Below are 24,035 nucleotides of genomic sequence, written 5' to 3'. Positions count from 1 at the left end.
TTTCTGAGAAATTCCCCTTCTCTTCCTAGAAAATAAACGTTGACACTAAATGATGCTTTTCCTACACTTAATTGTGTATATTATGTGACAAGGAGGATTCAACATGGAAATGAAAGTCGAAACGAATTCCTCTCCTATGTCGCCAAAGCCAAGTAAACAAACAGGCTGGCGCATTTGGTGGAGTTTATTACGTCCTCATACATTAACAGCAGCTTTTGTTCCTGTTTTTATTGGAACAGCTTATGCAATGCAAGTAGGGGGTATCAATCAAATACATCTCCCTCTTTTCTTTATCATGCTTCTTGCTTGTCTTCTCATTCAAGCAGCAACAAACATGTTTAATGAATACTTTGATTATAAAAGAGGATTAGATCACGAAGGTTCAGTTGGTATCGGTGGTGCCATTGTCCGTGACGGAATTCAACCAAAAACAGTCCTTAATTTAGCATTTGGATTTTTCGGTATCGCAATGCTTTTAGGCGTTTATATTTGTATGAACTCTAGCTGGTGGCTTGCTGCAATCGGTCTTGTTTGTATGGCTATTGCTTACCTTTATACAGGCGGCCCACTTCCGATTGCCTATACGCCTTTTGGAGAATTAACAGCAGGATTATTTATGGGTGTTATTATTATTGGTATTTCATTTTTCATTCAGACAGGAACTGTAACATCAGAAATTATTTTAGTATCTATTCCAAATGCGATTTTAATTGGAGCGATTTTACTTTCCAACAACATTCGTGATTTAGATGGAGATAAAGAGAATGGCCGTAATACATTAGCGATTATTGTTGGACGTGAGAACGCAATTGGTGTTCTTGCTTCCATGTTTATTGTTTCCTACATTTGGACAATTGCCCTAATCATTGTCGGAATCGTGTCCCCATGGATGCTGATTGTTTTCCTAAGTGCCCCGAAAGCATTTAAAGCGACAAAAGGATTTATCGGCAAAAGTATTCCAATGGAAATGGCACCTGCGATGATCGCGACGGCAAAAACAAATACAATCTTTGGTTTCTTAATGGGAATCGGACTATTACTTGGTTATTTCCTATAAAAGAGGAGCTGCTAGAGCAGCTCCTTTTTCCTTTTTCCATTTTCAAAATATATCGGCGATTTTTTAAATATATCGACCGTTTCTCCTCATATATCGGCACTTCGACACAACATATCGATCGCTCGACATTTTACAACACGATCGACTCACTCAAATACCGGGATATTTCCCGCAATCAAGCTCATACTACATAAAGAAACCGAATTGTAGGAAGGTGGATACTATGTTAACTCCACAACAAATCAATCATTTTAAATCCATTTTAGAAAAGCAACTGCACGAAATTGAACAAACGCTGCAAAGTCATGAAGGCGAAGACCGCGCCTCTGAACGGGAATCTGTTGGAGAATTATCCGCTTATGACAATCATCCCGGCGATATGGCTACCGAATTATATGAACGCGAAAAAGACTTCGGGCTTATTGAATTTTGGCATAAGCAACTGCAAGATACAAAGCATGCCTTACAAAAAATCGAAGCTGGCACATATGGGGTTTGCGAAGTTTCTGGTGAAGAAATTCCACTAGAAAGATTAGAAGCGATGCCAACTGCTACGACCTGTATAGAACATACAACGAATAAATTAAACTTAAGCGCACGTCCCGTTGAAGAAGAATTAGTAGAGCCACCGTTTGGCAAATACGATATGGACAGTGCCGTAGGATACGATGCAGAGGATGCTTGGCAAGATGTTGCTTTATACGGAACATCAGAAACACCATCTGATTTAGAACGCCGCGACTCGAAAAACTTTGATGAGATGTATGTAGATGCTGAAGAACCACGCGGTTACGTAGAAGACTTTGAAAACTTCATCGGAACAGATATGTATGGAAAGAATCCACAGGTGTATGCAACAGAAGAGCATGAAGAATATGAACAGATGCTGGATGATTTTGAAGAACGAACTTATAAAGGTGAGTTATCTCCGAATGAGTCTAGTTCAAAAGAATAAAAAAGCATTCCGAAATTCGGAATGCTTTTTTCTCGCTAGCTAATTAGTTTTTTGTAACGTTAGCAGCTTGTGGTCCACGGTTACCTTCAACGATTTCGAAAGAAACTTCTTGACCTTCTTCTAAAGTTTTGAAGCCGTCGCCTTGGATAGCTGAGAAATGTACGAATACATCGTCTCCACCTTCAACTTCGATGAAACCGAAACCTTTTTCGCCATTAAACCATTTAACTTTACCTGTTTGCATGTCATGTACCTCCTAAATAAAAATGAAACTATGAATCCACATGAAAAGGTGGATATAAAGGACATGAATGTATCTCAGACCTGATGCCTTGAATTAAACACGCTTTATTTCCGTACCACATTATGTAGCTCAATAGTGATTTCACTATATCACGCTCTATCAAAAACGTCAAATGAGAACACTTTCATTTCAGCATTTTTCTCATATTTTTTAAAAAGGTTCACAAAATATGTAAACTATATGTAAAGTGAAACTTTAATCAGTGGGGGTTTTCTTCATCCCCACTGATTAGTAGTTGAACGAATCGGGCTTTTACGGTCAAATCCTTTTTCAGCCCCATGCCAAGTGAAAACAAAGAGAGCAAACGCGAGCAGGTCACCTGTTGTTTTTCGTAGCAGTGACTTATATGTTGAACAATCAAAACAGATTTTTGTTTAAAAATTAACAAAACGATAGTTTTCTAATCTCATTAATTTCTGTACAATATTAGTATCCACTACATATGAGGTGAAAATAATGAAAGCACATGAAATTGAGTATAAATTATATGGCGATGATATGCAGTTTGTTGAAATTGAATTAGATCCAGAAGAAAGCGTAATTGCAGAAGCTGGAGCAATGATGATGATGGAAGACCATATTGAAATGGAAACAATCTTCGGTGACGGTGCTGGAAAGTCTAGCGGCCTATTCGGTAAATTAATGGGTGCCGGAAAACGACTCGTTACAGGTGAGAGTATGTTTATGACCGTATTTACAAATACAGGTCATGGCAAACGTCACGTATCATTTGCTGCACCTTACCCTGGAAAAATCGTTCCAGTTGATTTAACAGAATATCAAGGCAAAGTAGTTTGTCAAAAAGATGCATTCCTTTGCGCCGCAAAAGGTGTTTCTATCGGAATTGAATTCACGAAAAAAATTGGTAGCGGCTTCTTCGGCGGTGAAGGCTTCATTATGCAGAAGCTTGAAGGTGATGGCCTTGCTTTCATGCACGCAGGTGGCACAGTATACAAACGTGAGCTTAAGCCCGGTGAAAGACTCCGCATTGATACAGGGTGTCTCGTTGCAATGACAAGAGATGTTAACTACGACATTCAATTCGTAGGAAACGTAAAAACTGCGTTATTTGGCGGAGAAGGTTTATTCTTCGCTACATTAGAAGGACCAGGAACAGTTTGGATTCAATCCTTAACATTAAGCCGTTTAGCAGCGCGTCTTACAAGCCCTGCAGCTCAAAGTAGCGGGGAAGGTAGCGTTTTAGGTGGACTTGGTCGCCTTCTTGATGGAAAAGAATAAGGTCCAAATCGCTATGTCATAAGACGTAGCGATTTTTTCACTTATCTTTTTCACTTATCATTTTCTCCTGTAGGACTGTACATACCATGTTGAATCATATAATACTCCATTGCCGCATTTAACCATTCCTCTTCTTCCTTTGTATATGGTGATGGAATCATATTTTCATACTCATCTTCCATATTTTCTAATCCATTCAAAGAGCATATCGTTTCTTCTCCCACATATGTAAGAGTTGCCTTCATATGTTGATCGACAAGCTTTTGCACTTCTGGATCATGGACTGGTTTTCCAAATAATCTCTTTACCTCCTTCGACAACTGAATAAATTCTTTATCCAATGCCACCATCTCTTCTTCAGATTTATCGTATAATCGATCAACGACTTCCTTATCCATATATTCCTCAAGCCATAGGCGTTGTTCACTTTCTTTTTGTATATTACAAATTAAACTCATTAAAATGTCACTATCTACTTGCCCTTCATCTTCTAATAAAGTAATTGTTCGATTAATTGCTTTCAAAGAAATTTCGATATGCTCCTTTTTCTCTTCAAAAGCTTGTTTCTGACTTTGTAATGTTTCTTTTAAACTTACATTAAAGCTAGACATATTTATCATTACAGATATTTCGTCTAGACTATATCCTAAAAATTTTAGACTTACTATTTTTTGCAACGTTAAGATGTCTTGCTTTTTATATATTCGACGTCCGGAACTAGGATGTTTTTCGGGTTTAAGTAATCCAATTTCATCGTAATAATGTAGCGTCCGTATTGATATGCCTGTTCTTTTCGAAAACTCTCCAATTGAATAGTTTTCACTTTTACTCATCTTAAATCCCCCCTACATTCTTTTTACCGATGTGGTTACTCAAATCATACTACCTCACGTAACTGAAGGTTCAAGTGTTAATTTGTAAAAAACATTCATTTTTCATTGCACTTTGTTTTCAAGCCACTCAAAGAATGATTCCCCATCCCCACTCATATATTGAACTATTACTTCTTCTTTAGGAGGGCTTCTCTGATGCGTGCTCCTTTATCCTTTGATAAAGATACTGCCATATTGCTAGCTTCTTGCTGCGAGTTAACATATGATCAATATAAACAAAATGGGATTTTTCAAATACCTGAAGGATTTCAATATGTACAAGGTTTTCAGGCTAAGGTTATGCAAACAACAGAGTGGTTTGGATTCATATTAGAATCTGAGGATACAGTCATCGTAGCGTTTCGAGGGACCCAATCCGATCCAGAGTGGGTCATTGATTCACTTGTGAACCAAAAACCTTATCCATACGCCTTAAATAGCGGAAACGTCCATAACGGCTTTCTCTCTGTTTATGAATCGTGCCGTGATACGATTATGGATATGCTCGTATCTTTACCATCACATAAAAAACTACTCGCCACAGGGCATAGCCTAGGCGGAGCACTTGCCACACTACACATATTAGATGCACGCGTTAATACTGCGTTTGCACAATACGGTCTCTATAACTTTGCCTCTCCAAAAGTCGGTGATATCACTTTTCGCAACTACTATAAAATGCAAGTAGCAAGTAGCTTTCGCTTCGTTAATTTATTCGATGTGGTCCCGCTTCTTCCACCGCGCAAAGTACATTTTAATGACCAAGACTGGGAGTATACACATGTTCATCACAACTTGACATTTACGAAAAATACAAAATCTATCGTCAACAACCACGCCATGACAACATACAAAACATGTCTGACTTCTCATTTTTGATACGGAAACATTTGGAAAAAATATACTATTACATTATAATAATCTATGTAATTATTTTTGGATGAGAGGACCTTACATGCTAAAATATTTCTTTGCAATTTTTCTCGTTATACTTTTTACGGTCACAGGTTTCTGTACATTCTCATACTTTGCTACAGAGGAATATGGTGGGACTGGTGTTTTGTATTCAGTAAATCCTTGTATCTCAGTAGCAAACTAAGTAAAAACAGCTTGGAAAATTTCCAAGCTATTTTTACTTTACGAATTCCACTCATTCTTCTTTCATATTTTTTCATCAATATTTTCCAATAAATAAAAGCCCCTCAAAATCTTCACAAGGGACTCTATCTTATTCCTATATATCCATTTTGATTTTCCAACATATAAGTCGCCTCTATGCATGGCCGGATGCTTTATCCCACCTAAAAAGAATGGTGGGTTATGTCGGTTTTTTAATTTGTATTTATATATATATTCCATTCACGAAAGCTTAACCCTATCACCAATACCCCAAATCTCATTACTATACTGCAGAATCGTTCGATCACTAGCAAAGTGTCCTGATTGTGCAATATTGATGATAGACATTTCTAGCCACTTTCTTCGGTTTTCATATGCTCTTCCTACATCTTCTTGACGCTCTGCATATGGACTAAAATCACGAAGGACAAAGTACTCGTCATTTTGAATAACAAGAGAATCATAAATTGCTTCAAATTCGGCTCCAACATTTGTGAAAAAGCCATTTATTAACTGATCGACTACTTTTTTTATGTGCATATTATGATGATAGTAATCATTTGCACGATATCCACCATTTTGATAATAATGAAGCACCTCTTCCGCTGTTAAACCAAAGATAAAACAGGCTTCATCTCCTACTTTTTCTCTTATTTCAATATTGGCCCCATCCAGCGTTCCGAGCGTAATTGCACCATTCATCATAAACTTCATATTCCCTGTTCCTGATGCCTCTTTACTTGCTGTAGAGATTTGCTCACTTACATCTGCTGCTGGGAAAATATATTCAGCTAAAGAAACCCGATAGTTTTCTAGAAAGATAACTTTCATATATTGACTCACATATGGATCTTGATTTACCTTTCTAGCAAGTTCATTTATTAATTTAATAATTTTTTTCGCATAATAATAGCCTGGCGATGCCTTCGCTCCAAAAATAAATGTACGCGGATAAAACGAAAAGCTTGAGTCTTCTTTTAAACGATTGTACAAATACAAAATATGTAACACATTTAATAGTTGCCTTTTATAAGCGTGCAATCGTTTTACTTGTACATCAAAAATGGAACTCGGGTCAACGATAATCCCCATCTTGCTTTGAATTTGCTCTGCTAAAATATATTTACGCTCTTGCTTTACATCATGCAACTTGTCTTGAAAAGCAGTGTCATGTTGAAAGCTTTGCAGTGATTGCAACTGAATCGGTTGCTTCTTCCATTCCGTTCCAATTGCTTCTGAAATGAGATTTGCAAGCTGCGGATTCGCCTTCATAAGCCAGCGCCGATGCGCGATTCCATTTGTCTTATTGTTAAATTTCTCCGGATAAAAATCATAAAACAATTGCATTTCACGTTGCTTTAAAATTTCTGTATGAATTTTTGCCACGCCATTTACACTATAACTTCCGACAATTGCTAAATGTGCCATTTTGACAAGATCATGCGCGATAATTGCCATATCTTCAATCCGCTTCCAATCATACGGATATCGCTCCCATAGTTCATGACAAAAGCGTTCATTGATTTCTTCAATAATCATATAAATTCGTGGTAATAACGGTTTAAAAATATGGATTGGCCACTTCTCAAGTGCTTCTGATAATGTCGTATGATTCGTATAAGAAATTGTCTGAGTCGTAATATCCCATGCTTCTTCCCAAGCAAGCTTTTCTTCATCTAGTAAAATACGCATAAGTTCTGGAATTGCTAAAACGGGATGCGTATCGTTAATGTGAATCGCGATTTTCTCATGTAAATTACGAAGCGTTCCATTTTGCTCTCTATGCATGCGAACAATGTTTTGTAAGCTTGCTGATACAAGGAAATACTGCTGCTTTAAACGTAGTATTTTCCCTTCATCATGCGTATCATCCGGGTATAAAAATTCTGATACCACTTCTGTTTCACGTTTATATTTCAAAATATCTTTACAATTTTGTGGAAAAGGAACCGGCTCTGCATTCCAAAGGCGAAGTGTATTCACAGTATCTGTTTCATATCCAACAACCGGAACGTCATATGGAACTGCCATAATCACTTCCGCATTCGTATGACGAAATTCGAGGCGACCATTCATTTCTATCGGCTCTACATTTCCAAAGTAGCTCACTTCTACCGCTTGATCGTGTCGTCTTACTTCCCAAACATTTTCATGAAGGAGCCACTGTTCTGGTAATTCTACTTGATATCCATCCACAATTTTCTGATCAAACAAGCCATGCTTATAACGAATACCACATCCGTGCCCTGGAAGATTTAAAGATGCAAGTGAATCGAGAAAACAGGCTGCAAGGCGGCCAAGTCCTCCATTGCCAAGCCCTGCATCCGCTTCACTTTCTTCCAATTCCTTTAATGAAATTCCAAGCTCTGAAAGGCCTTGTTCACATACATCACGGATACCTAGATTTAGTAAGTTACTACCGAGCAAACGACCAAGTAAAAACTCAATAGACAAGTAATACATTTGCTTTTGATTCCCTGTCCGGTACCTTTCATTTGTTGCAATCCAATGCTGATTCATATACTCACGTACCATACGACCAAGTGTATTATACTGGTCACGACTGGTAGAATCTTTGAAACTTTTTCCATACATCGTTTCTAGTTTTTCTAAAAAGGCTACTTTAAAGCTTTCAACATGAGTAAACATTTTTTCACCACCTAAGAGTGTTTCAGCAAACTTTTATATAGTTCCTTATATTCAAGAGCTGACTTTTTCCAGCTATAATCCTCTGTCATCGCTTGTTTTACAAGCTGATTCCATACCGGTTGATTATGATAATACTTCAGTGCACGACGAACCGTATGTAACATGTCATGAGCGTTAAAATTTCTAAAGCTGAAGCCATTTCCATTCTCTGTTTTCTCATTATAAGACTGAACTGTATCGTTCAATCCTCCCGTCTCTCTTACAATTGGGATCACACCATATGCCAGTGCAATGAGCTGTCCGAGTCCACATGGTTCAAATAATGATGGCATTAAAAATAAATCGCTCCCTGCATATACTTGATGCGCTAGCTCCTCATTAAACCCGATATACACTTTCACTTTTTCTGGATACTCATATGCCATCCATTCGAAAAACTGCTCATATTCAGAATCCCCTGATCCTAAAATGATACATTGTACATCGTCTTCCATCATTTCATGAAAGACAGTACGTACTAAATCAAGGCCTTTTTGCTTTGTTAATCGCGTTACCATCGAAATAATTGGCGTATCTTCTTTTTCTGGCAAACCAAAGTAGCGCTGTAATGCGCGTTTATTTTCTTGTTTTTCATACAATGATTTTGCATCATACTGCGCAGTAATATAAGGATCCGTTTTCGGATTATATACGCTCGTATCAATACCATTTACAATCCCGCTCAGCTTATCATTATATTTCCGTAACAAACCATCTAATTTTTCACCAAAAAATCCATATTGGATCTCTTCTTTATACGTCGGGCTAACCGCTGTAATGCGATCTGAAGCGATGATACCGCCTTTCATAAAGTTAACGTTCCCATAAAACTCAAGCTGTTCACTATCAAAATATTCATCACCAAGTTCCAGTAAATCATGCATAACTTCACGAGGAAACACACCCTGGAACTGCAAATTATGAATCGTATAAACAGTTTTAATATGCTCATACAATGGATGATCCCCATACTTTTCACGCAGTAAAAAATTCGCCATCGCTGTATGCCAATCATGACTGTGAAGGATGTCCACTTCAAAATCTAGGTGCGGCATACACTCTAACACTGCCTTAGAAAAGAAAGAAAAACGTTCTCCATCATCATAATGTCCATAAAGAGAATCCCTTTTAAAATAATATTCATTGTCGATTAAATAATACGTAATCCCGCCTTGCTCCCCTTTTAAAATCCCGCAATATTGATTTCGCCAACCGAGCTGCACATTGATTACCTTATGAAGCGTACATGCTTCTCGCAAGTGCTTGGGAATAAGGCTGTAGTTTGGTAGGATAATACGGACGTTTACTCCTAATTTTTTCAATTCTTTTGGAAGTGCACCCGCCACATCTGCTAAGCCACCTGATTTAATAAACGGTACGCATTCTGATACTGCAAATAAAATATTCACGTGTTGTTCCACTGTCTGAAAAGCGTGTACACCATGATCCGCCCTTCTTACAGCTTCCTCCCTTCGGATTTTAAATTCATATCATGATGAGCCAGTGAATCCCTATTGGATAGAATTTCACTGGCTATATATATCCATTTTGATTTTTCGACATATAAGTCACTGCTACGAAGAACAAAAGATGATTACTACTTGTTTTGTTTTCTCTCTTTGTTTTAACTCTTTGTTTTCACTTGGCATGGGGCAGGAAAAGGATCTGACCGCCTCTATGCATGGGCGGATGCTCTCTTCCACCTTAAAAAGAATGTTTTTTATCAGTTTTCCAATTTGTACTTAACTTACATAGATCTTTTAAGAATAACTAGTAATATTTTGACTTTGAACACTGCCCTTTTCCAAAACGTATGGATTATCAGGCGTTCCTGTTAAAACCACACCATCCTCAATTTTAACATCCTTATCAATAATAACGCCGTCTAATATACAGTTATCTCCAATTTGGCTCTTTTGCATAATGATGCTATTTCGAATAACCGAACCTTTCCCAACCTTAACAGAACGAAATACAACACTATTCTCAACTTTTCCTGCAATAACACTACCGTTTGCAATCATTGTGTTTTGCACCTGCGCTCCTTTTATATAACGTGTTGGTGGTTCATCCTTTACTTTTGTAAAAATCGGAGCTTCTTTCGTAAACAACTGCTTCCAAATAGAAGGCTGCAAAATTTCTAAACTATGTTTATAATAATTTTCAATCGAATCGATTACTGCTACATACCCTGTATGCTCATATGTAGTAATGTATAGAGACTCTCCTCGTTTCTCTTTGACTACATCAAACAAACTATAGTGTTCCATGTCTTTATATGTTTCAAATAAATCTAATAATAACTGTTTCTTCAGCACATAAGTTTGCAGTGATACGCCTTCATGGCATACTTCTGTAACATCCGCGCCCGTATGTATATGTCTTTCCAATATCTTTTGAAAATTTAATGCTGTAACAAGATGACTATTTGTAATAACAACATACTCTTGTCTGCTGCGCAGAAAATAGTCAATATGTCTTCTAAAATGAGCGAAGGAACCAAACTCATCTTGATTACATTGGCAATTCGGAGGAAATAAAAATAAGCCGTCGCGTTTTCTATCTAAATCCCATTGTTTTCCTGATCCGAGATGATCCATCAAGGAACGATTTTTATGACTCGTAAAAATTGCTACACTATGAATATGGGAATTAACCATATTTGAAAGCATAAAATCAATGAGACGATAACGTCCTCCAAATGGTAGTGCTGCCAGTGAACGGTGCCCTGTTACTTTCTTTAAGGAAGAAAAACTCCCTGTTGCATTAATAATTCCTAACATTGATTCTCCCATTCATCTTATCCTCCTTCACTATTTCCCCTCAGCTATTAGTACGACATCCTCGATATTTTTTTCTGGACGAATAATTGTCCCATCTTCAATGACCATACCCGATCCGACAATCGCTCTTTCAATGACAACATTTTTACCGATGCATGCATCTGGCATAATTACCGAATCGATTACCATACTCCCTTCTCCAACCGTCACTCCTTGGAATAAAACAGAGTGTTTTACATCTCCTTCAACAACGCATCCTTCATTAATTAATGATTCTTCTACCTTTGCGCCTTCAGCAATATACTGCGGCGGCTCATTTGGATTCACCGAATAAATGCGCCAGCTATGATCATTTAACTGTAAGGTCGATTCTTCTCGAAGCAAGTCCATATTTGCTTCCCATAAACTTTTTACAGTTCCAACATCTTTCCAATACCCTTCAAATGGGTAAGCAATGAGCTTTTTCTCCTCGTCTAATAAAAGCGGGATGACATCTTTTCCAAAATCATTACTAGATTCTGGATTTCTTGCATCCATCTCTAAATATTCTTTTAAAACAGCCCAATTAAAGATATAAATTCCCATCGAAGCAAGATTGCTTTTTGGAAATTGTGGTTTTTCCTCAAATTCAACAATTTCCATATCCTCATTCGTATGCATAATGCCGAATCGACTTGCTTCATCCCAAGGTACTTCAATAACTGAAATCGAAACATCTGCTTCTTTTTCAATATGGTAATCTAACATTTTACTGTAATCCATTTTATAAATATGATCTCCTGACAAAATCAGAACATATTCCGGATCGTACTGATGCAAATAGTTTAAGTTTTGATAAATAGCACTCGCTGTTCCTGTATACCATTTCACTCCTGAAGATTCCGAGTACGGAGGCAATACGGTCACGCCGCCATTCACACGATCTAAATCCCAAGCATTACCGATTCCAATATAACTATGAAGCTCAAGCGGCTGATACTGCGTTAAAATTCCAACTGTTTCAATACCAGAGTTTGCACAATTACTTAATGTGAAATCAATAATTCGGTACTTACCGCCAAACGGAACAGCTGGCTTTGCTAAATTTTTTGTTAAAGCACTTAAACGACTACCCTTTCCTCCTGCTAGTAACATCGCTACGCACGTCTGCTTTTGAACCATCTTGTTTTTTGCTCCCCTTTCTCGTTTTCACTGGTCTTAAAATGGATACGCCAAATGGTGGAATTGTTATTTCTACATGGGCAGACTGATTATGATACGGCTCTAGAATTGTCTTTAGGCGCTTTTTATTTACCTGCCCTGAGCCGCCATATATTGCTGCGTCACTATTTAAAATCTCGTTATAATACTTGAACTCTGGTACACCTACTTTATAATTTTCATACACAATATTAGTAAAATTACATATCACAACAAAGATATCGTCTTCCTTATCCCCTTTACGAATAAACGAGAAAATACTTTGTTCTTTGTTATCGGCATCAATCCACTGAAATCCTTCCTGCGAATGATCCAACTGCCAAAGTGGTTTAGAGCGCTTATACAATGCTATGAGCTCTTTAAAGTAATCATGCATATAACGATGCATTTCAAAATCATGCAAATTCCAATCTAGACCCTCGAGATCTTTCCATTCGTCAAACTGACCAAATTCCCCACCCATAAAGAGTAATTTCTTTCCAGGATGCGTAAAGAAATACCCGTATAATAAACGCAGTTGTGCAAACTTTTCCCAGTAGTCTCCTGGCATTTTATTTAACAATGATTTTTTTCCGTGAACGACTTCATCGTGAGAGAGCGGTAATATAAAGTTTTCGGAGTAAGCATATAGCAAAGAAAATGTCATTTTCTCATGAATATATTTCCGATATTCCGGTGCACACTCCATGTATTTTAGAACATCATTCATCCAGCCCATATTCCACTTATAATTAAACCCTAGTCCGCCTTCATACACTGGCGCAGTCACAAGTGGCCAAGCTGTCGAATCTTCTGCGGTCATCAAAAATTCTTCGTCCTCTGCAAATACTGCCTCATTTAACTCACGCAAGAAGGAAACGGCGTATTCATTACTTTGCTGCTTCCCTTCTTTTTCCCAGTACAACATATTCGCAACCGCATCGACACGAAAGCCGTCAATATGGTAATACTTCATCCAAAACAGTGCATTTGAAATTAAAAAATTACGCACTTCCTGTTTTCCTAAATCAAAATTTACTGTGCCCCAAACGTGATTTTCCTGTACATCCAAATCTTTATATTCATAGGTCGGCGCTCCATCAAATAAATACAACCCATGAGCATCTTTACAAAAATGACCCGGCACCCAATCTAAAATGACACCGATTCCATATTTATGACATTCATCGACAAAATACATGAAATCATGCGGTGTACCAAATCGGCTTGTCACCGCATAATATCCGGTTCCCTGATATCCCCAGGAACGGTCATATGGATGTTCCACAAGCGGCATAATTTCAATGTGGGTAAATTGATGTTCCACCACATAAGGAATGAGCTCCTCTGCCATCTCTCGATATGAGTACAGAGAGCCATCTTCTTTCTTTTTCCATGAACCAAAATGCAACTCATAAATTGCCATTGCTTCCTTATAAATTAATTTTCGTTTCTTCTTTCGAAACCAATTTTTATCATTCCATTTATATCCCTTTATATCAAAAATAACAGATGCCGTATTTGGTCTTACTTCTGCATATGTTGCATAGGGATCTGCTTTTAAAATTGTTTCACCATCTGGAGTTTCAATCGCATACTTATATATTTCATTTTCCCCCAAATGTGGTATAAACAATGACCAAATACCCTCTTCTGCCATTTTTCGCATCTTATGCCCTTCAATATCCCACTCATTAAAATCGCCAACTACACTCAGAGCTTTCGCATGAGGAGCCCATACTGTAAATCGTACGCCTTGTATTTCATCTTCCGTTACAAGATGCGCGCCAAATATGTTATAGCTCTCATAACACTGCTTTGTATGAAATTCATACACACTCTCTTCTATACAATTTGTTACACTCAATATGTTCACCTCACTAAGATGACAGAATTTTTATTACTTTTTAAATATTCTATAGGAAACTGAAATATCCTTGTGTATTTTTAAATAAATATACGTTTTTTCGCGGAAATTAAAGGTAACACTTTAATTTTTCGTCAAATTTATCGAATTTTGACGAATATTCATTGAAAGCGTTTTATTTTTTGTTCGTCCTTTTTTATTTTTCACAAAAATATACAATAGTAAGAAGGTCTCTATTTTTCTAGTTTCTTCCCTATCTTTATTATCTTGAAACAAATGTTTTCTCATAAAGTGAAACTTTAATCAGCTCTCACCAATTGGGATTTTACGGGCAGTTTATCTCCCACCTAACTTTTTTGTTTCCATTGAATTTTGAGGTGAGATTATTACTGTCCACGAATAACGGAGTAAAACATTTACTGGAAATCATGCTTTCTAACTATCCCCTCACTTAAATACTATATTTTATCTAATTGTTAGTAAGGCGCTATATATTTCACTCTAAACATGGGGGCTTATTATAGCATAGCGCTTCTCCTATTTTAACAACCCTGAAACATCAAAATAACGCATTACAAGCTGGTATAGTATATTTATCTAATCCTACTGTTACCGTCAATATGAAAGATTTAAAGCCAGGTAATTCGTTCAAGAAGAACTTCAAAACTGAAAACAAAGAAAAGTACCGACTCTCGGTACTTTTCTTGTTTTTTCATTTCTTATTTACTTGTAAACCATAACTGTTTGTAACGGAGTAAAACCTATCTTTTCATCAATCTCTTGAGCAAAGTTTGTGGAAAATACATTAAGACGTACTTCCTCATATCCATTTCTTTTCAACTCTTCAATCCCAGCCTGAACTAACTTTTTAGAAATCCCTTTACCTCGAAATTCAGATAAAACCAAATTCCCTTTCTGTAAAATAATCCGTATTTGTCCCTACTAATATCCATCCAGCTATTGAATCATTCTCTTTGTATACAAAATAATACGCCCCTTTTTCAATAAGACCTGTCATCATCTGTATCGCTTTTTCTCCGGAAATTGTTCCATGATTTTGAATACCTTCATTAGCAGATAATGCTACATTAGATAGTATGTATGTTGTTTCTTCAGCATTAGCTCTTTCTATCATAACTTTATTCCCCTCATTTCATGGATTTAATTTCCATATAAAAAAATAAAAGCACTCTATACAAAATAGGGTGCTTTTCCTATAAATGATCCTTTTCCAGCAAAAGGGGGTGTATATTTGGGGATATACAGGGAAACTGGAAAAGGAATTTATATAAAGTTATATAAAAATTCAGAAGCCGGAAGCAATTTCCCGCTTCTGAATTATTTATCAATTATCCTTATAGTACTGGTGCCATTGTTTCTTTTAATACTTTTACAGAGTGAGTAAATTTCGCTTTTTCTTCTTCATTTAACTCAAGCTCCACGATTTCACGTACACCTTCGCGGTTAATGACAGCTGGAACACCTACATAAGCATCTTTCTCGCTGTATTGACCTTCAAGGTATGCAGATACAGTTAGTACACTGTTCTCGTTGTTTAAGATCGCTTTAGTTACACGAAGTAGTGACATACCAATTCCGTAGTAAGTTGCACCTTTACGCTCGATGATGTGGTAAGCAGCATCGCGTACATTTGCAAAGATTTTATCTAAATCATCTTGGTTATACTGTTCGTTGTTCGCTAAGATTGTTTCTAGCTTTTGTACACCTACAGTAGCGTGGCTCCATACTGGAAGTTCAGTGTCACCGTGCTCACCAATGATATATGCATGAACGTTACGTGGATCTACATCTAAATAGTCACCTAACATGTAGCGGAAACGAGCAGAGTCTAAAGTTGTACCAGAACCGATTACGCGTTCTTTTGGTAATCCAGATTCTTTCCAAGTTACATAAGTTAAAATATCAACTGGGTTAGTTGCGATTAGGAAAATACCATCAAATCCGTTATCCATAATGCCGCGAACGATTTGCTTAAAGATTTTTGTATTTTTCTCAACTAAATCTAAACGAGTTTCACCTGGCTTTTGTGGTAATCCAGCAGTGATAACAACTAAATCTGCATCTTTGCAATCTGCATAACTACCGCTCCAAACTTTTGTTGGTGATGGAGAGAATGGTACCGCATGGCTTAAGTCCATTGCTTCCCCTTCCGCTTTAGCCTCATTTACATCCACAAGTACAAATTCTTCAGCTACACCTTGGTTAATCATTGAGTAAGCATAACTACAACCTACTGCACCTGTTCCTACTAATACTACACGATTGATACCTTTTTTCATGGTAAATTCCCCTCTCTATTGTTCACATTTATTTTTTTTATTATTGTTTAAGTAATTAATTAAAATACTAATTTAATGTTGTTTAACTTCTTTACATTCATATTGTAGCACGATTCATTGTGAATATATTCACAAATTATGACCTATTTGTGAACTTTCTCACAGACAGTAGAAAGTTATGATATTAGGTGTGGAATCGATTTTAATGGAAGCCTTTTCTTTAGATTGTGAAAAGCTTATTTCCTTATATTTTATCGTTTACCTATTAAAGATTAGATCATACATAATTTGCAAAAGCTCTATATCCTTCCCATTACAATTTCTTTATACTCAAAAACGAAAAAGCTATCCTTTCAGCAGTATTTCCAGAAAGAATAACTTATTTTTTCGTTTTTGGAACCATCCTTTTTCTTAGTTTGTTGACAGTATGAGGGTGCCTCTACAAACTATTAGTAACATCTCCACCTTATCTTTTTTCCGGCATTAAACGGGTAGATACCCCAATTCGATTCCATGCATTAATAGTAACAATCTGCATAACGATTTCAGCAATTTGTTCTTCTTCAAAGAAATTTCTTACCTCTTCATATACCTCATCAGGAACGTGCGTTTCCGCTACTAGTGTAATTGCCTCTGTCAAAGCAAGCACAGCACGTTCTTCCTGCGTAAAAAATGGTGTCTCACGCCAAGCATTAAGAGCATAAATACGTTGCTCTGTTTCCCCTAGTTTTCGTGCATCTTTCGTATGAATATCAATGCAATACGCACATCCATTGATTTGAGAAGCACGGATTTTAATTAGCTCTTTCAATATTTCATCGATACTTGTAGTCATCAAGTATTTTTCTAAACCTACCATTGCCTTATAACCTTCCGGGTTTACCTTTCCCATTAAAAATCTTGTTTCCATCTTATATTCCCTCCATAAAATTAGTTTGTACTTTGGTACCAGGATATTTAATAAGGTCTTTCATGAATTATTTCAAATTACTATCTGCCGTAAAATATTTTCATTCATGACAGAAGCTCTAATAGAAAACATACAAGCATCCCTTTTATATCCTGTCACTTATAAGACAAATTAGCTTTTCAATTTGTGACAAAATAAAAAAGAGATCTAAAAAAAAGATCTCTTTTTCAATTACATGCTATAGAACTGGAATATGCTTTAGTTTATCAGGATTGACTACAATGTAAATTCTTCTAATGGATTCTCCGCTTTCATCCCACTCAAAGCATATGGCCTTCTCTGCACGGCCCTTATTCCTTGCTAAAATACCAAATTGACCATTTATGATAGTTGGGAGAAGCTCCAATTGGAAGAATCCTCGTGAAACAATAGACTCCAAAAATATCTGGATACGCTGTTTGCCCATAATCGGAAATATAGCAGCACGTACTTTACCGCCTCCGTCAGTGACAAGTGTTGCATCTACTGTCAGTAAATTAATAAATCCCTCAAAATTTCCTGTTTCTGAGCCTTTGATAAAGGTATGTATCATCTTTTCTGTATGATCCAATTGTTGCGGATGTACGGGTACTTCATGCCTTATCTTCTCTTTACAACGACTAAAAATCTTTCGGCAATTTGCCTCTGATTTGTTTAAAAGCTCCGCTATTTCACGATACTCGTACTTAAACACTTCTCTTAAAACAAATATAGCTCTTTCAACAGGTGTTAACTTCTCTAACAGTACAAGAAATGCATAGGATACTCTTTCGGTTTGCAGTAGTGTTTCCATTGGATTTAATTTCTCCGTATCTATCTCTGGCTCAGGAAGCCATTCTCCTGTATACATTTCTCTCTGTTTCCGCGCAGACTGTAGTACATTCAAACAATGGTTTGTTGTCACCTTAATTAAATATGCTTTCATATTTCTAATTTGTTCTTGCTCCATATGCTGACTTTTAATGAGTATATCCTGTGCAACATCCTCTGCATCACTAACAGAGCCAAGCAGGCGGTATGCAACAGAGTAAACTAAGGATTGATACGTTCGATACAAAGTTTCAAAATCCATACTATCACTCCATTCTATAGCGTGTTCCAATATAAAAATATATGATTTGTTATAATTCTTTCTGTTACAAAAGGAACGATTCTTCATTTTATACAAACTCTTATATATTGCTGACATGATAATATTGGTTAATTTTTATTCATTGGTATAGATAACAATGCTTTATAGATTGTATCTTGAACAATATTTTCCGCTTCCACTGCATTTACACCGATTTTAAGAAGATATCTATAAATATTCTTAGACGTTTGTATAATTATTTCTTCAACTTTTTCATATGCCATTGCTCTCTCCTTTCTATTAGTTAGACGCCTCAAAAAGAAAAAAGTATACAAAAATTATCAATTTTAATAAAAAAAGCAGACTTTGATAAGTCTGCTTTTTCTTGAAGAAAATATCATTATAAACAAAAAGAGATAGCACATTATGCTATCTCTTTAAGTATGACCCGTACGGGATTCGAACCCGTGTTACCGCCGTGAAAGGGCGGTGTCTTAACCACTTGACCAACGGGCCAGTTTCTGGCAGAGAAGAAGGGATTCGAACCCTCGCACCGCGTTAGCGATCTACTCCCTTAGCAGGGGAGCCCCTTGAGCCACTTGGGTACTTCTCTATATAATATGGCTCCGCAGGTAGGACTCGAACCTACGACCGATCGGTTAACAGCCGATAGCTCTACCACTGAGCTACTGCGGAATAATGGTGGGCCTAAATGGACTCGAACCATCGACCTCACGCTTATCAGGCGTGCGCTCTAACCAGCTGAGCTATAGGCCCCCAATGGAAAAAGCGGGTGAAGAGAATCGAACTCTCGACCAGAGCTTGGAAGGCTCTTGTTTTACCACTAAACTACACCCGCATGAAACTAAAATGGTGAGCCATGAAGGACTCGAACCTTCGACCCTCTGATTAAAAGTCAGATGCTCTACCAACTGAGCTAATGGCTCATTTTGAAAGTGGTGCCGGCTAGAGGACTTGAACCCCCAACCTACTGATTACAAGTCAGTTGCTCTACCAATTGAGCTAAGCCGGCTTGCTATTTCAAAATGGTGGCTCGGGACGGAATCGAACCGCCGACACGAGGATTTTCAGTCCTCTGCTCTACCGACTGAGCTACCGAGCCTTTATGTAAAATGGCGGTCCCGACCGGGGTCGAACCGGCGATCTCCTGCGTGACAGGCAGGCATGTTAACCACTACACCACGGGACCATTGGTTGCGGGGACAGGATTTGAACCTGCGACCTTCGGGTTATGAGCCCGACGAGCTACCAGACTGCTCCACCCCGCGACGATACAATATTCTTTTAAAAAAATGGAGGAGGTAGAGGGATTCGAACCCCCGCGCGACTCTCGCCGCCTGTCGGTTTTCAAGACCGATCCCTTCAGCCAGACTTGGGTATACCTCCAGGGAATTTACTTTAAATGGTGGACCTTGTAGGACTCGAACCTACGACCGGACGGTTATGAGCCGTCTGCTCTAACCAGCTGAGCTAAAGGTCCCTTATGGTAGCGGCGGAGGGGATCGAACCCCCGACCTCACGGGTATGAACCGTACGCTCTAGCCAGCTGAGCTACACCGCCATAATAAAGTTATAAGTGGAGCCTAGCGGGATCGAACCGCTGACCTCCTGCGTGCAAGGCAGGCGCTCTCCCAGCTGAGCTAAGGCCCCATGTTTTAAAAATATCGGGAAGACAGGATTTGAACCTGCGACCCCCTGGTCCCAAACCAGGTGCTCTACCAAGCTGAGCCACTTCCCGTTAATAAAAGCGCGCCCGAGAGGACTCGAACCCCTAACCTTTTGATCCGTAGTCAAACGCTCTATCCAATTGAGCTACGGGCGCATATGGTGCCGAGGGCGGGGGTCGAACCCGCACGGTGGTCACCCACCGCAGGATTTTAAGTCCTGTGCGTCTGCCTGTTCCGCCACCCCGGCATGTCATATTGAAAATTGGAGCGGAAGACGGGATTCGAACCCGCGACCCCAACCTTGGCAAGGTTGTATTCTACCACTGAACTACTTCCGCAAGACATGTATGAGATATTTTATTAAAAGTGCGGGTGAAGGGAGTCGAACCCCCACGCCAAAGGCGCCAGATCCTAAGTCTGGTGCGTCTGCCAATTCCGCCACACCCGCATAATATAATTTTTTAAGAAAAAATGGGGCGACTGATGGGAATCGAACCCACGAATGCCGGAGCCACAATCCGGTGCGTTAACCACTTCGCCACAACCGCCATAGTTGCTGGTGCCGGCTAGAGGACTTGAACCCCCAACCTACTGATTACAAGTCAGTTGCTCTACCAATTGAGCTAAGCCGGCAATATATGGTGGAGGATGACGGGATCGAACCGCCGACCCCCTGCTTGTAAGGCAGGTGCTCTCCCAGCTGAGCTAATCCTCCATTTGCCTGGCAACGTCCTACTCTCACAGGGACAAGGCCCCAACTACCATCGGCGCTAGAGAGCTTAACTTCCGTGTTCGGTATGGGAACGGGTGTGACCTCTCTGCCATCATTACCAGACTTATTTCATTTGAGACAATCATTATTATACTTGATTCATTTAAAATGTCAACAAGTTTTTTTATGTTCTCTCAAAACTAGATAACATTTGCTTCATATTATATGGTTAAGTCCTCGATCTATTAGTATTCGTCAGCTCCACATGTCACCATGCTTCCACCTCGAACCTATCAACCTGATCATCTTTCAGGGATCTTACTAGCTTACGCTATGGGAAATCTCATCTTGAGGGGGGCTTCATGCTTAGATGCTTTCAGCACTTATCCCTTCCGCACATAGCTACCCAGCTATGCCCTTGGCAGAACAACTGGTACACCAGCGGTGCGTCCATCCCGGTCCTCTCGTACTAAGGACAGCTCCTCTCAAATTTCCTACGCCCACGACGGATAGGGACCGAACTGTCTCACGACGTTCTGAACCCAGCTCGCGTACCGCTTTAATGGGCGAACAGCCCAACCCTTGGGACCGACTACAGCCCCAGGATGCGATGAGCCGACATCGAGGTGCCAAACCTCCCCGTCGATGTGGACTCTTGGGGGAGATAAGCCTGTTATCCCCGGGGTAGCTTTTATCCGTTGAGCGATGGCCCTTCCATGCGGAACCACCGGATCACTAAGCCCGACTTTCGTCCCTGCTCGACTTGTAGGTCTCGCAGTCAAGCTCCCTTATGCCTTTGCACTCTACGAATGATTTCCAACCATTCTGAGGGAACCTTTGGGCGCCTCCGTTACACTTTAGGAGGCGACCGCCCCAGTCAAACTGCCCACCTGACACTGTCTCCCGGGTCGATAAGACCCGTAGGTTAGAATTTCAATACAGTCAGGGCGGTATCCCACCAGCGCCTCCACCGAAGCTAGCGCTCCGGCTTCAAAGGCTCCCGCCTATCCTGTACAAACTGTACCAAAATTCAATATCAGGCTACAGTAAAGCTCCACGGGGTCTTTCCGTCCTGTCGCGGGTAACCTGCATCTTCACAGGTACTATAATTTCACCGAGTCTCTGGTTGAGACAGTGCCCAAATCGTTACACCTTTCGTGCGGGTCGGAACTTACCCGACAAGGAATTTCGCTACCTTAGGACCGTTATAGTTACGGCCGCCGTTTACTGGGGCTTCAGTTCAGAGCTTCGCTTACGCTAACCCCTCTCCTTAACCTTCCAGCACCGGGCAGGTGTCAGCCCCTATACTTCGCCTTACGGCTTCGCAGAGACCTGTGTTTTTGCTAAACAGTCGCTTGGGCCTATTCACTGCGGCTTTCCGTTAAGAAAGCACCCCTTCTCCCGAAGTTACGGGGTCATTTTGCCGAGTTCCTTAACCAGAGTTCTCTCGCACACCTTAGGATTCTCTCCTCGCCTACCTGTGTCGGTTTGCGGTACAGGCACCTTTTATCTCGCTAGAAGCTTTTCTTGGCAGCGGGGAATCAAAGACTTCGCTCCATAAGGAGCTTCCCCATCACAGCTCAGCCTTCACGATAAGCGGATTTGCCTACTTATCAGCCTAACTGCTTGGACGTGCACAACCAATCGCACGCTTCTTCTATCCTTCTGCGTCCCTCCATTGCTCAAACGATAAAGAGGTGGTACAGGAATATCAACCTGTTGTCCATCGCCTACGCCTGTCGGCCTCGGCTTAGGTCCTGACTAACCCTGAGCGGACGAGCCTTCCTCAGGAAACCTTAGGCATTCGGTGGACGGGATTCTCACCCGTCTTTCGCTACTCATACCGGCATTCTCACTTCTAAGCGCTCCACCAGTCCTTACGGTCTGACTTCACTGCCCTTAGAACGCTCCCCTACCACTGATACCATAGGTATCAATTCGCAGCTTCGGTGGTGTATTTAGCCCCGGTACATTTTCGGCGCAGAGTCACTCGACTAGTGAGCTATTACGCACTCTTTAAATGGTGGCTGCTTCTAAGCCAACATCCTAGTTGTCTAAGCAACTCCACATCCTTTTCCACTTAATACACACTTTGGGACCTTAGCTGGCGATCTGGGCTGTTTCCCTCTTGACTACGGATCTTATCACTCGCAGTCTGACTCCTAAGGATAAGTCATTGGCATTCGGAGTTTGACTGAATTCGGTAATCCGATGAGGACCCCTAGTTCAATCAGTGCTCTACCTCCAAGACTCTTACACTTAAGGCTAGCCCTAAAGCTATTTCGGGGAGAACCAGCTATCTCCAGGTTCGATTGGAATTTCTCCGCTACCCACACCTCATCCCCGCACTTTTCAACGTGCGTGGGTTCGGGCCTCCATTCAGTGTTACCTGAACTTCACCCTGGACATGGGTAGATCACCTGGTTTCGGGTCTACGACCACGTACTAAACGCCCTATTCAGACTCGCTTTCGCTACGGCTCCGCCTCTTCAGCTTAACCTCGCACGGGATCGTAACTCGCCGGTTCATTCTACAAAAGGCACGCCATCACCCATTAACGGGCTCTGACTATTTGTAGGCACACGGTTTCAGGATCTCTTTCACTCCCCTTCCGGGGTGCTTTTCACCTTTCCCTCACGGTACTGGTTCACTATCGATCACTAGGTAGTATTTAGCCTTGGGAGATGGTCCTCCCAGATTCCGACGGAATTTCACGTGTTCCGCCGTACTCAGGATACATTCAAGAGAGAACGAAGTTTCGACTACGGGGTTGTTACCCTCTATGACGAGCCTTTCCAGGCTGCTTCGTCTACCTCGTTCCTTTGTAACTCCGTATAGAATGTCCTACAACCCCAAGAGGCAAGCCTCTTGGTTTGGGCTAGATTCCGTTTCGCTCGCCGCTACTCAGGAAATCGCATTTGCTTTCTCTTCCTCCAGGTACTTAGATGTTTCAGTTCCCTGGGTCTGTCTTCCTTACCCTATGTATTCAGGTAAGGATACCATACCATTACGTATGGTGGGTTTCCCCATTCGGAAATCTTCGGATCAAAGCTTACTTACAGCTCCCCGAAGCATATCGGCGTTAGTCCCGTCCTTCATCGACTCCTAGTGTCAAGGCATCCACCGTGCGCCCTTTCTAACTTAACCAAACTAAAATTAAAAAATATGAGCTACACTGTTATCTAGTTTTCAAAGAACATACATTTATTTCTGAGAGATAGTTCTCTCAAAACTGAACAAAACGAAACACG

At 39.8% G+C, this 24,035-nt stretch carries 18 protein-coding genes, 22 tRNA genes and 2 rRNA genes; 5 read left to right on the top strand and 37 right to left on the bottom strand.

Annotated elements, in window-relative coordinates; genetic code table 11:
- Window positions 1–103 precede the first annotated feature (103 nt).
- Together MHH71_RS19325 and MHH71_RS19320 are read left to right on the top strand one after the other, a co-directional pair.
- Window positions 104–1,057, top strand: a complete 954-nt coding sequence (locus tag MHH71_RS19325) for a 1,4-dihydroxy-2-naphthoate polyprenyltransferase (protein ID WP_006096311.1) — start codon at window positions 104–106, stop codon at window positions 1,055–1,057.
- A 223-nt stretch (window positions 1,058–1,280) separates the two neighbouring features.
- Window positions 1,281–2,012 carry a yteA family sporulation protein gene (locus MHH71_RS19320; RefSeq protein ID WP_003201460.1) on the top strand — a complete coding sequence of 244 codons (732 nt, stop codon included), beginning with the start codon at window positions 1,281–1,283 and terminating at the stop codon, window positions 2,010–2,012.
- A 43-nt stretch (window positions 2,013–2,055) separates the two neighbouring features.
- Here the strand turns inward: MHH71_RS19320 and cspD are convergent, their stop codons facing one another.
- Complete coding sequence (gene cspD / locus MHH71_RS19315; protein WP_001193049.1) at window positions 2,056–2,256, bottom strand: cold-shock protein CspD; 201 nt, start codon at window positions 2,254–2,256, stop codon at window positions 2,056–2,058.
- Between the two features lie 516 nt (window positions 2,257–2,772).
- Here cspD and MHH71_RS19310 point away from each other — a divergent pair.
- Window positions 2,773–3,555, top strand: a complete 783-nt coding sequence (locus tag MHH71_RS19310) for a TIGR00266 family protein (protein WP_003208823.1) — start codon at window positions 2,773–2,775, stop codon at window positions 3,553–3,555.
- Between the two features lie 50 nt (window positions 3,556–3,605).
- On the opposite strand, the gene MHH71_RS19305 is transcribed toward MHH71_RS19310, so the two are convergent.
- Complete coding sequence (locus MHH71_RS19305) at window positions 3,606–4,388, bottom strand: MerR family transcriptional regulator (RefSeq protein ID WP_033799173.1); 783 nt, start codon at window positions 4,386–4,388, stop codon at window positions 3,606–3,608.
- Between the two features lie 195 nt (window positions 4,389–4,583).
- Between MHH71_RS19305 and MHH71_RS19300 the strand changes: the two genes are divergently transcribed.
- Window positions 4,584–5,306 carry a lipase family protein gene (locus MHH71_RS19300; protein ID WP_003201474.1) on the top strand — a complete coding sequence of 241 codons (723 nt, stop codon included), beginning with the start codon at window positions 4,584–4,586 and terminating at the stop codon, window positions 5,304–5,306.
- Between the two features lie 480 nt (window positions 5,307–5,786).
- Here MHH71_RS19300 and MHH71_RS19295 read toward each other — a convergent pair whose 3' ends face one another.
- The 5 genes from MHH71_RS19295 to glgB all read right to left on the bottom strand — a co-directional run bounded on the left by MHH71_RS19295 (window position 5,787) and on the right by glgB (window position 14,063).
- Window positions 5,787–8,195 (bottom strand): glycogen/starch/alpha-glucan phosphorylase, encoded by a 2,409-nt coding sequence (locus MHH71_RS19295; protein ID WP_006096309.1) that lies wholly within the window; start codon window positions 8,193–8,195, stop codon window positions 5,787–5,789.
- A gap of 11 nt (window positions 8,196–8,206) precedes the next feature.
- On the bottom strand, window positions 8,207–9,643 hold the full coding sequence (gene glgA / locus MHH71_RS19290) for a glycogen synthase GlgA (RefSeq protein WP_033799718.1): 1,437 nt from the start codon (window positions 9,641–9,643) through the stop codon (window positions 8,207–8,209).
- A 351-nt stretch (window positions 9,644–9,994) separates the two neighbouring features.
- On the bottom strand, window positions 9,995–11,029 hold the full coding sequence (locus MHH71_RS19285; protein WP_006096307.1) for a sugar phosphate nucleotidyltransferase: 1,035 nt from the start codon (window positions 11,027–11,029) through the stop codon (window positions 9,995–9,997).
- Window positions 11,030–11,047: 18 nt separating this feature from the next.
- Window positions 11,048–12,178 (bottom strand): glucose-1-phosphate adenylyltransferase, encoded by a 1,131-nt coding sequence (locus MHH71_RS19280; RefSeq protein ID WP_018782028.1) that lies wholly within the window; start codon window positions 12,176–12,178, stop codon window positions 11,048–11,050.
- Window positions 12,126–14,063 carry a 1,4-alpha-glucan branching protein GlgB gene (gene glgB / locus MHH71_RS19275; RefSeq protein WP_033799171.1) on the bottom strand — a complete coding sequence of 646 codons (1,938 nt, stop codon included), beginning with the start codon at window positions 14,061–14,063 and terminating at the stop codon, window positions 12,126–12,128. Before glgB ends, MHH71_RS19280 begins: the two co-directional genes overlap by 53 nt.
- Before the next feature lie 539 nt (window positions 14,064–14,602).
- On the opposite strand from glgB, the gene MHH71_RS30655 reads away from it, so the two are divergent.
- On the top strand, window positions 14,603–14,803 hold the full coding sequence (locus MHH71_RS30655) for a TasA family protein (RefSeq protein ID WP_139358590.1): 201 nt from the start codon (window positions 14,603–14,605) through the stop codon (window positions 14,801–14,803).
- Here the strand turns inward: MHH71_RS30655 and MHH71_RS30650 are convergent.
- From MHH71_RS30650 to MHH71_RS19130, 30 genes are all read right to left on the bottom strand, one after another.
- Window positions 14,787–14,969, bottom strand: a complete 183-nt coding sequence (locus MHH71_RS30650; RefSeq protein WP_078211777.1) for a GNAT family N-acetyltransferase — start codon at window positions 14,967–14,969, stop codon at window positions 14,787–14,789. The genes MHH71_RS30655 and MHH71_RS30650 overlap by 17 nt on opposite strands.
- On the bottom strand, window positions 14,956–15,198 hold the full coding sequence (locus MHH71_RS30645) for a hypothetical protein (RefSeq protein ID WP_006096302.1): 243 nt from the start codon (window positions 15,196–15,198) through the stop codon (window positions 14,956–14,958). Before MHH71_RS30645 ends, MHH71_RS30650 begins: the two co-directional genes overlap by 14 nt.
- Window positions 15,199–15,418: 220 nt before the next feature.
- Window positions 15,419–16,363: an L-lactate dehydrogenase gene (locus MHH71_RS19265; protein ID WP_006096301.1), complete on the bottom strand. Its 945-nt coding sequence runs from the start codon at window positions 16,361–16,363 to the stop codon at window positions 15,419–15,421.
- 466 nt (window positions 16,364–16,829) lie between these two features.
- Complete coding sequence (locus MHH71_RS19260) at window positions 16,830–17,273, bottom strand: carboxymuconolactone decarboxylase family protein (RefSeq protein ID WP_006096300.1); 444 nt, start codon at window positions 17,271–17,273, stop codon at window positions 16,830–16,832.
- Between the two features lie 238 nt (window positions 17,274–17,511).
- Entirely contained in the window at window positions 17,512–18,384 is an 873-nt protein-coding gene (locus tag MHH71_RS19255) for an RNA polymerase sigma-70 factor (RefSeq protein ID WP_006096299.1), read from the bottom strand.
- A gap of 128 nt (window positions 18,385–18,512) precedes the next feature.
- Window positions 18,513–18,668 carry a hypothetical protein gene (locus tag MHH71_RS19250; RefSeq protein ID WP_006096298.1) on the bottom strand — a complete coding sequence of 52 codons (156 nt, stop codon included), beginning with the start codon at window positions 18,666–18,668 and terminating at the stop codon, window positions 18,513–18,515.
- Between the two features lie 160 nt (window positions 18,669–18,828).
- Window positions 18,829–18,900, bottom strand: a tRNA-Glu gene (locus MHH71_RS19245).
- Between the two features lie 6 nt (window positions 18,901–18,906).
- Window positions 18,907–18,997: transfer RNA gene (locus MHH71_RS19240), tRNA-Ser, on the bottom strand.
- 8 nt (window positions 18,998–19,005) lie between these two features.
- Window positions 19,006–19,080, bottom strand: a tRNA-Asn gene (locus tag MHH71_RS19235).
- 4 nt (window positions 19,081–19,084) lie between these two features.
- Window positions 19,085–19,161: transfer RNA gene (locus MHH71_RS19230), tRNA-Ile, on the bottom strand.
- Window positions 19,162–19,172: 11 nt separating this feature from the next.
- Window positions 19,173–19,243: transfer RNA gene (locus tag MHH71_RS19225), tRNA-Gly, on the bottom strand.
- A 12-nt stretch (window positions 19,244–19,255) separates the two neighbouring features.
- Window positions 19,256–19,331: transfer RNA gene (locus MHH71_RS19220), tRNA-Lys, on the bottom strand.
- Window positions 19,332–19,341: 10 nt separating this feature from the next.
- A tRNA-Thr gene (locus tag MHH71_RS19215) sits at window positions 19,342–19,417 on the bottom strand.
- Between the two features lie 14 nt (window positions 19,418–19,431).
- Window positions 19,432–19,507: transfer RNA gene (locus tag MHH71_RS19210), tRNA-Phe, on the bottom strand.
- An 11-nt stretch (window positions 19,508–19,518) separates the two neighbouring features.
- Window positions 19,519–19,594: transfer RNA gene (locus MHH71_RS19205), tRNA-Asp, on the bottom strand.
- Window positions 19,595–19,596: 2 nt separating this feature from the next.
- Window positions 19,597–19,673, bottom strand: a tRNA-Met gene (locus MHH71_RS19200).
- A gap of 25 nt (window positions 19,674–19,698) precedes the next feature.
- Window positions 19,699–19,791: transfer RNA gene (locus MHH71_RS19195), tRNA-Ser, on the bottom strand.
- Window positions 19,792–19,808: 17 nt separating this feature from the next.
- Window positions 19,809–19,885 (bottom strand) — tRNA-Ile (locus MHH71_RS19190).
- 4 nt (window positions 19,886–19,889) lie between these two features.
- Window positions 19,890–19,966 (bottom strand) — tRNA-Met (locus tag MHH71_RS19185).
- Window positions 19,967–19,982: 16 nt separating this feature from the next.
- Window positions 19,983–20,055 (bottom strand) — tRNA-Ala (locus MHH71_RS19180).
- A 14-nt stretch (window positions 20,056–20,069) separates the two neighbouring features.
- Window positions 20,070–20,143 (bottom strand) — tRNA-Pro (locus MHH71_RS19175).
- A gap of 10 nt (window positions 20,144–20,153) precedes the next feature.
- Window positions 20,154–20,227 (bottom strand) — tRNA-Arg (locus tag MHH71_RS19170).
- Window positions 20,228–20,230: 3 nt separating this feature from the next.
- Window positions 20,231–20,319 (bottom strand) — tRNA-Leu (locus MHH71_RS19165).
- A gap of 16 nt (window positions 20,320–20,335) precedes the next feature.
- Window positions 20,336–20,410, bottom strand: a tRNA-Gly gene (locus tag MHH71_RS19160).
- A gap of 29 nt (window positions 20,411–20,439) precedes the next feature.
- Window positions 20,440–20,520, bottom strand: a tRNA-Leu gene (locus MHH71_RS19155).
- 24 nt (window positions 20,521–20,544) lie between these two features.
- Window positions 20,545–20,620, bottom strand: a tRNA-His gene (locus tag MHH71_RS19150).
- A 9-nt stretch (window positions 20,621–20,629) separates the two neighbouring features.
- Window positions 20,630–20,705, bottom strand: a tRNA-Thr gene (locus tag MHH71_RS19145).
- Window positions 20,706–20,711: 6 nt separating this feature from the next.
- Window positions 20,712–20,787 (bottom strand) — tRNA-Val (locus MHH71_RS19140).
- A gap of 4 nt (window positions 20,788–20,791) precedes the next feature.
- A 5S ribosomal RNA gene (gene rrf, locus MHH71_RS19135) occupies window positions 20,792–20,907 on the bottom strand.
- 102 nt (window positions 20,908–21,009) lie between these two features.
- A 23S ribosomal RNA gene (locus tag MHH71_RS19130) occupies window positions 21,010–23,931 on the bottom strand.
- Window positions 23,932–24,035: the final 104 nt, after the last annotated feature.

The organism is Bacillus sp. FSL H8-0534 (assembly GCF_038005885.1).
Taxonomy (GTDB): Bacteria; Bacillota; Bacilli; order Bacillales; family Bacillaceae_G; genus Bacillus_A; species Bacillus_A pseudomycoides.
This window is presented reverse-complemented; position numbering and strand designations above follow the sequence as displayed.

Bases quoted from the DNA above. Each gene is read 5' to 3' on its own strand.
- MHH71_RS19325 (WP_006096311.1), top strand. From the start codon at position 104: ATGGAAATGAAAGTCGAAACGAATTCCTCTCCTATGTCGCCAAAGCCA.
- MHH71_RS19320 (WP_003201460.1), top strand. From the start codon at position 1,281: ATGTTAACTCCACAACAAATCAATCATTTTAAATCCATTTTAGAAAAG.
- cspD (WP_001193049.1), bottom strand. From the start codon at position 2,256: ATGCAAACAGGTAAAGTTAAATGGTTTAATGGCGAAAAAGGTTTCGGT.
- MHH71_RS19310 (WP_003208823.1), top strand. From the start codon at position 2,773: ATGAAAGCACATGAAATTGAGTATAAATTATATGGCGATGATATGCAG.
- MHH71_RS19305 (WP_033799173.1), bottom strand. From the start codon at position 4,388: ATGAGTAAAAGTGAAAACTATTCAATTGGAGAGTTTTCGAAAAGAACA.
- MHH71_RS19300 (WP_003201474.1), top strand. From the start codon at position 4,584: ATGCGTGCTCCTTTATCCTTTGATAAAGATACTGCCATATTGCTAGCT.
- MHH71_RS19295 (WP_006096309.1), bottom strand. From the start codon at position 8,195: ATGTTTACTCATGTTGAAAGCTTTAAAGTAGCCTTTTTAGAAAAACTA.
- MHH71_RS19285 (WP_006096307.1), bottom strand. From the start codon at position 11,029: ATGGGAGAATCAATGTTAGGAATTATTAATGCAACAGGGAGTTTTTCT.
- MHH71_RS19280 (WP_018782028.1), bottom strand. From the start codon at position 12,178: ATGGTTCAAAAGCAGACGTGCGTAGCGATGTTACTAGCAGGAGGAAAG.
- MHH71_RS30645 (WP_006096302.1), bottom strand. From the start codon at position 15,198: ATGATAGAAAGAGCTAATGCTGAAGAAACAACATACATACTATCTAAT.
- MHH71_RS19265 (WP_006096301.1), bottom strand. From the start codon at position 16,363: ATGAAAAAAGGTATCAATCGTGTAGTATTAGTAGGAACAGGTGCAGTA.
- MHH71_RS19260 (WP_006096300.1), bottom strand. From the start codon at position 17,273: ATGGAAACAAGATTTTTAATGGGAAAGGTAAACCCGGAAGGTTATAAG.
- MHH71_RS19255 (WP_006096299.1), bottom strand. From the start codon at position 18,384: ATGGATTTTGAAACTTTGTATCGAACGTATCAATCCTTAGTTTACTCT.
- MHH71_RS19250 (WP_006096298.1), bottom strand. From the start codon at position 18,668: ATGGCATATGAAAAAGTTGAAGAAATAATTATACAAACGTCTAAGAAT.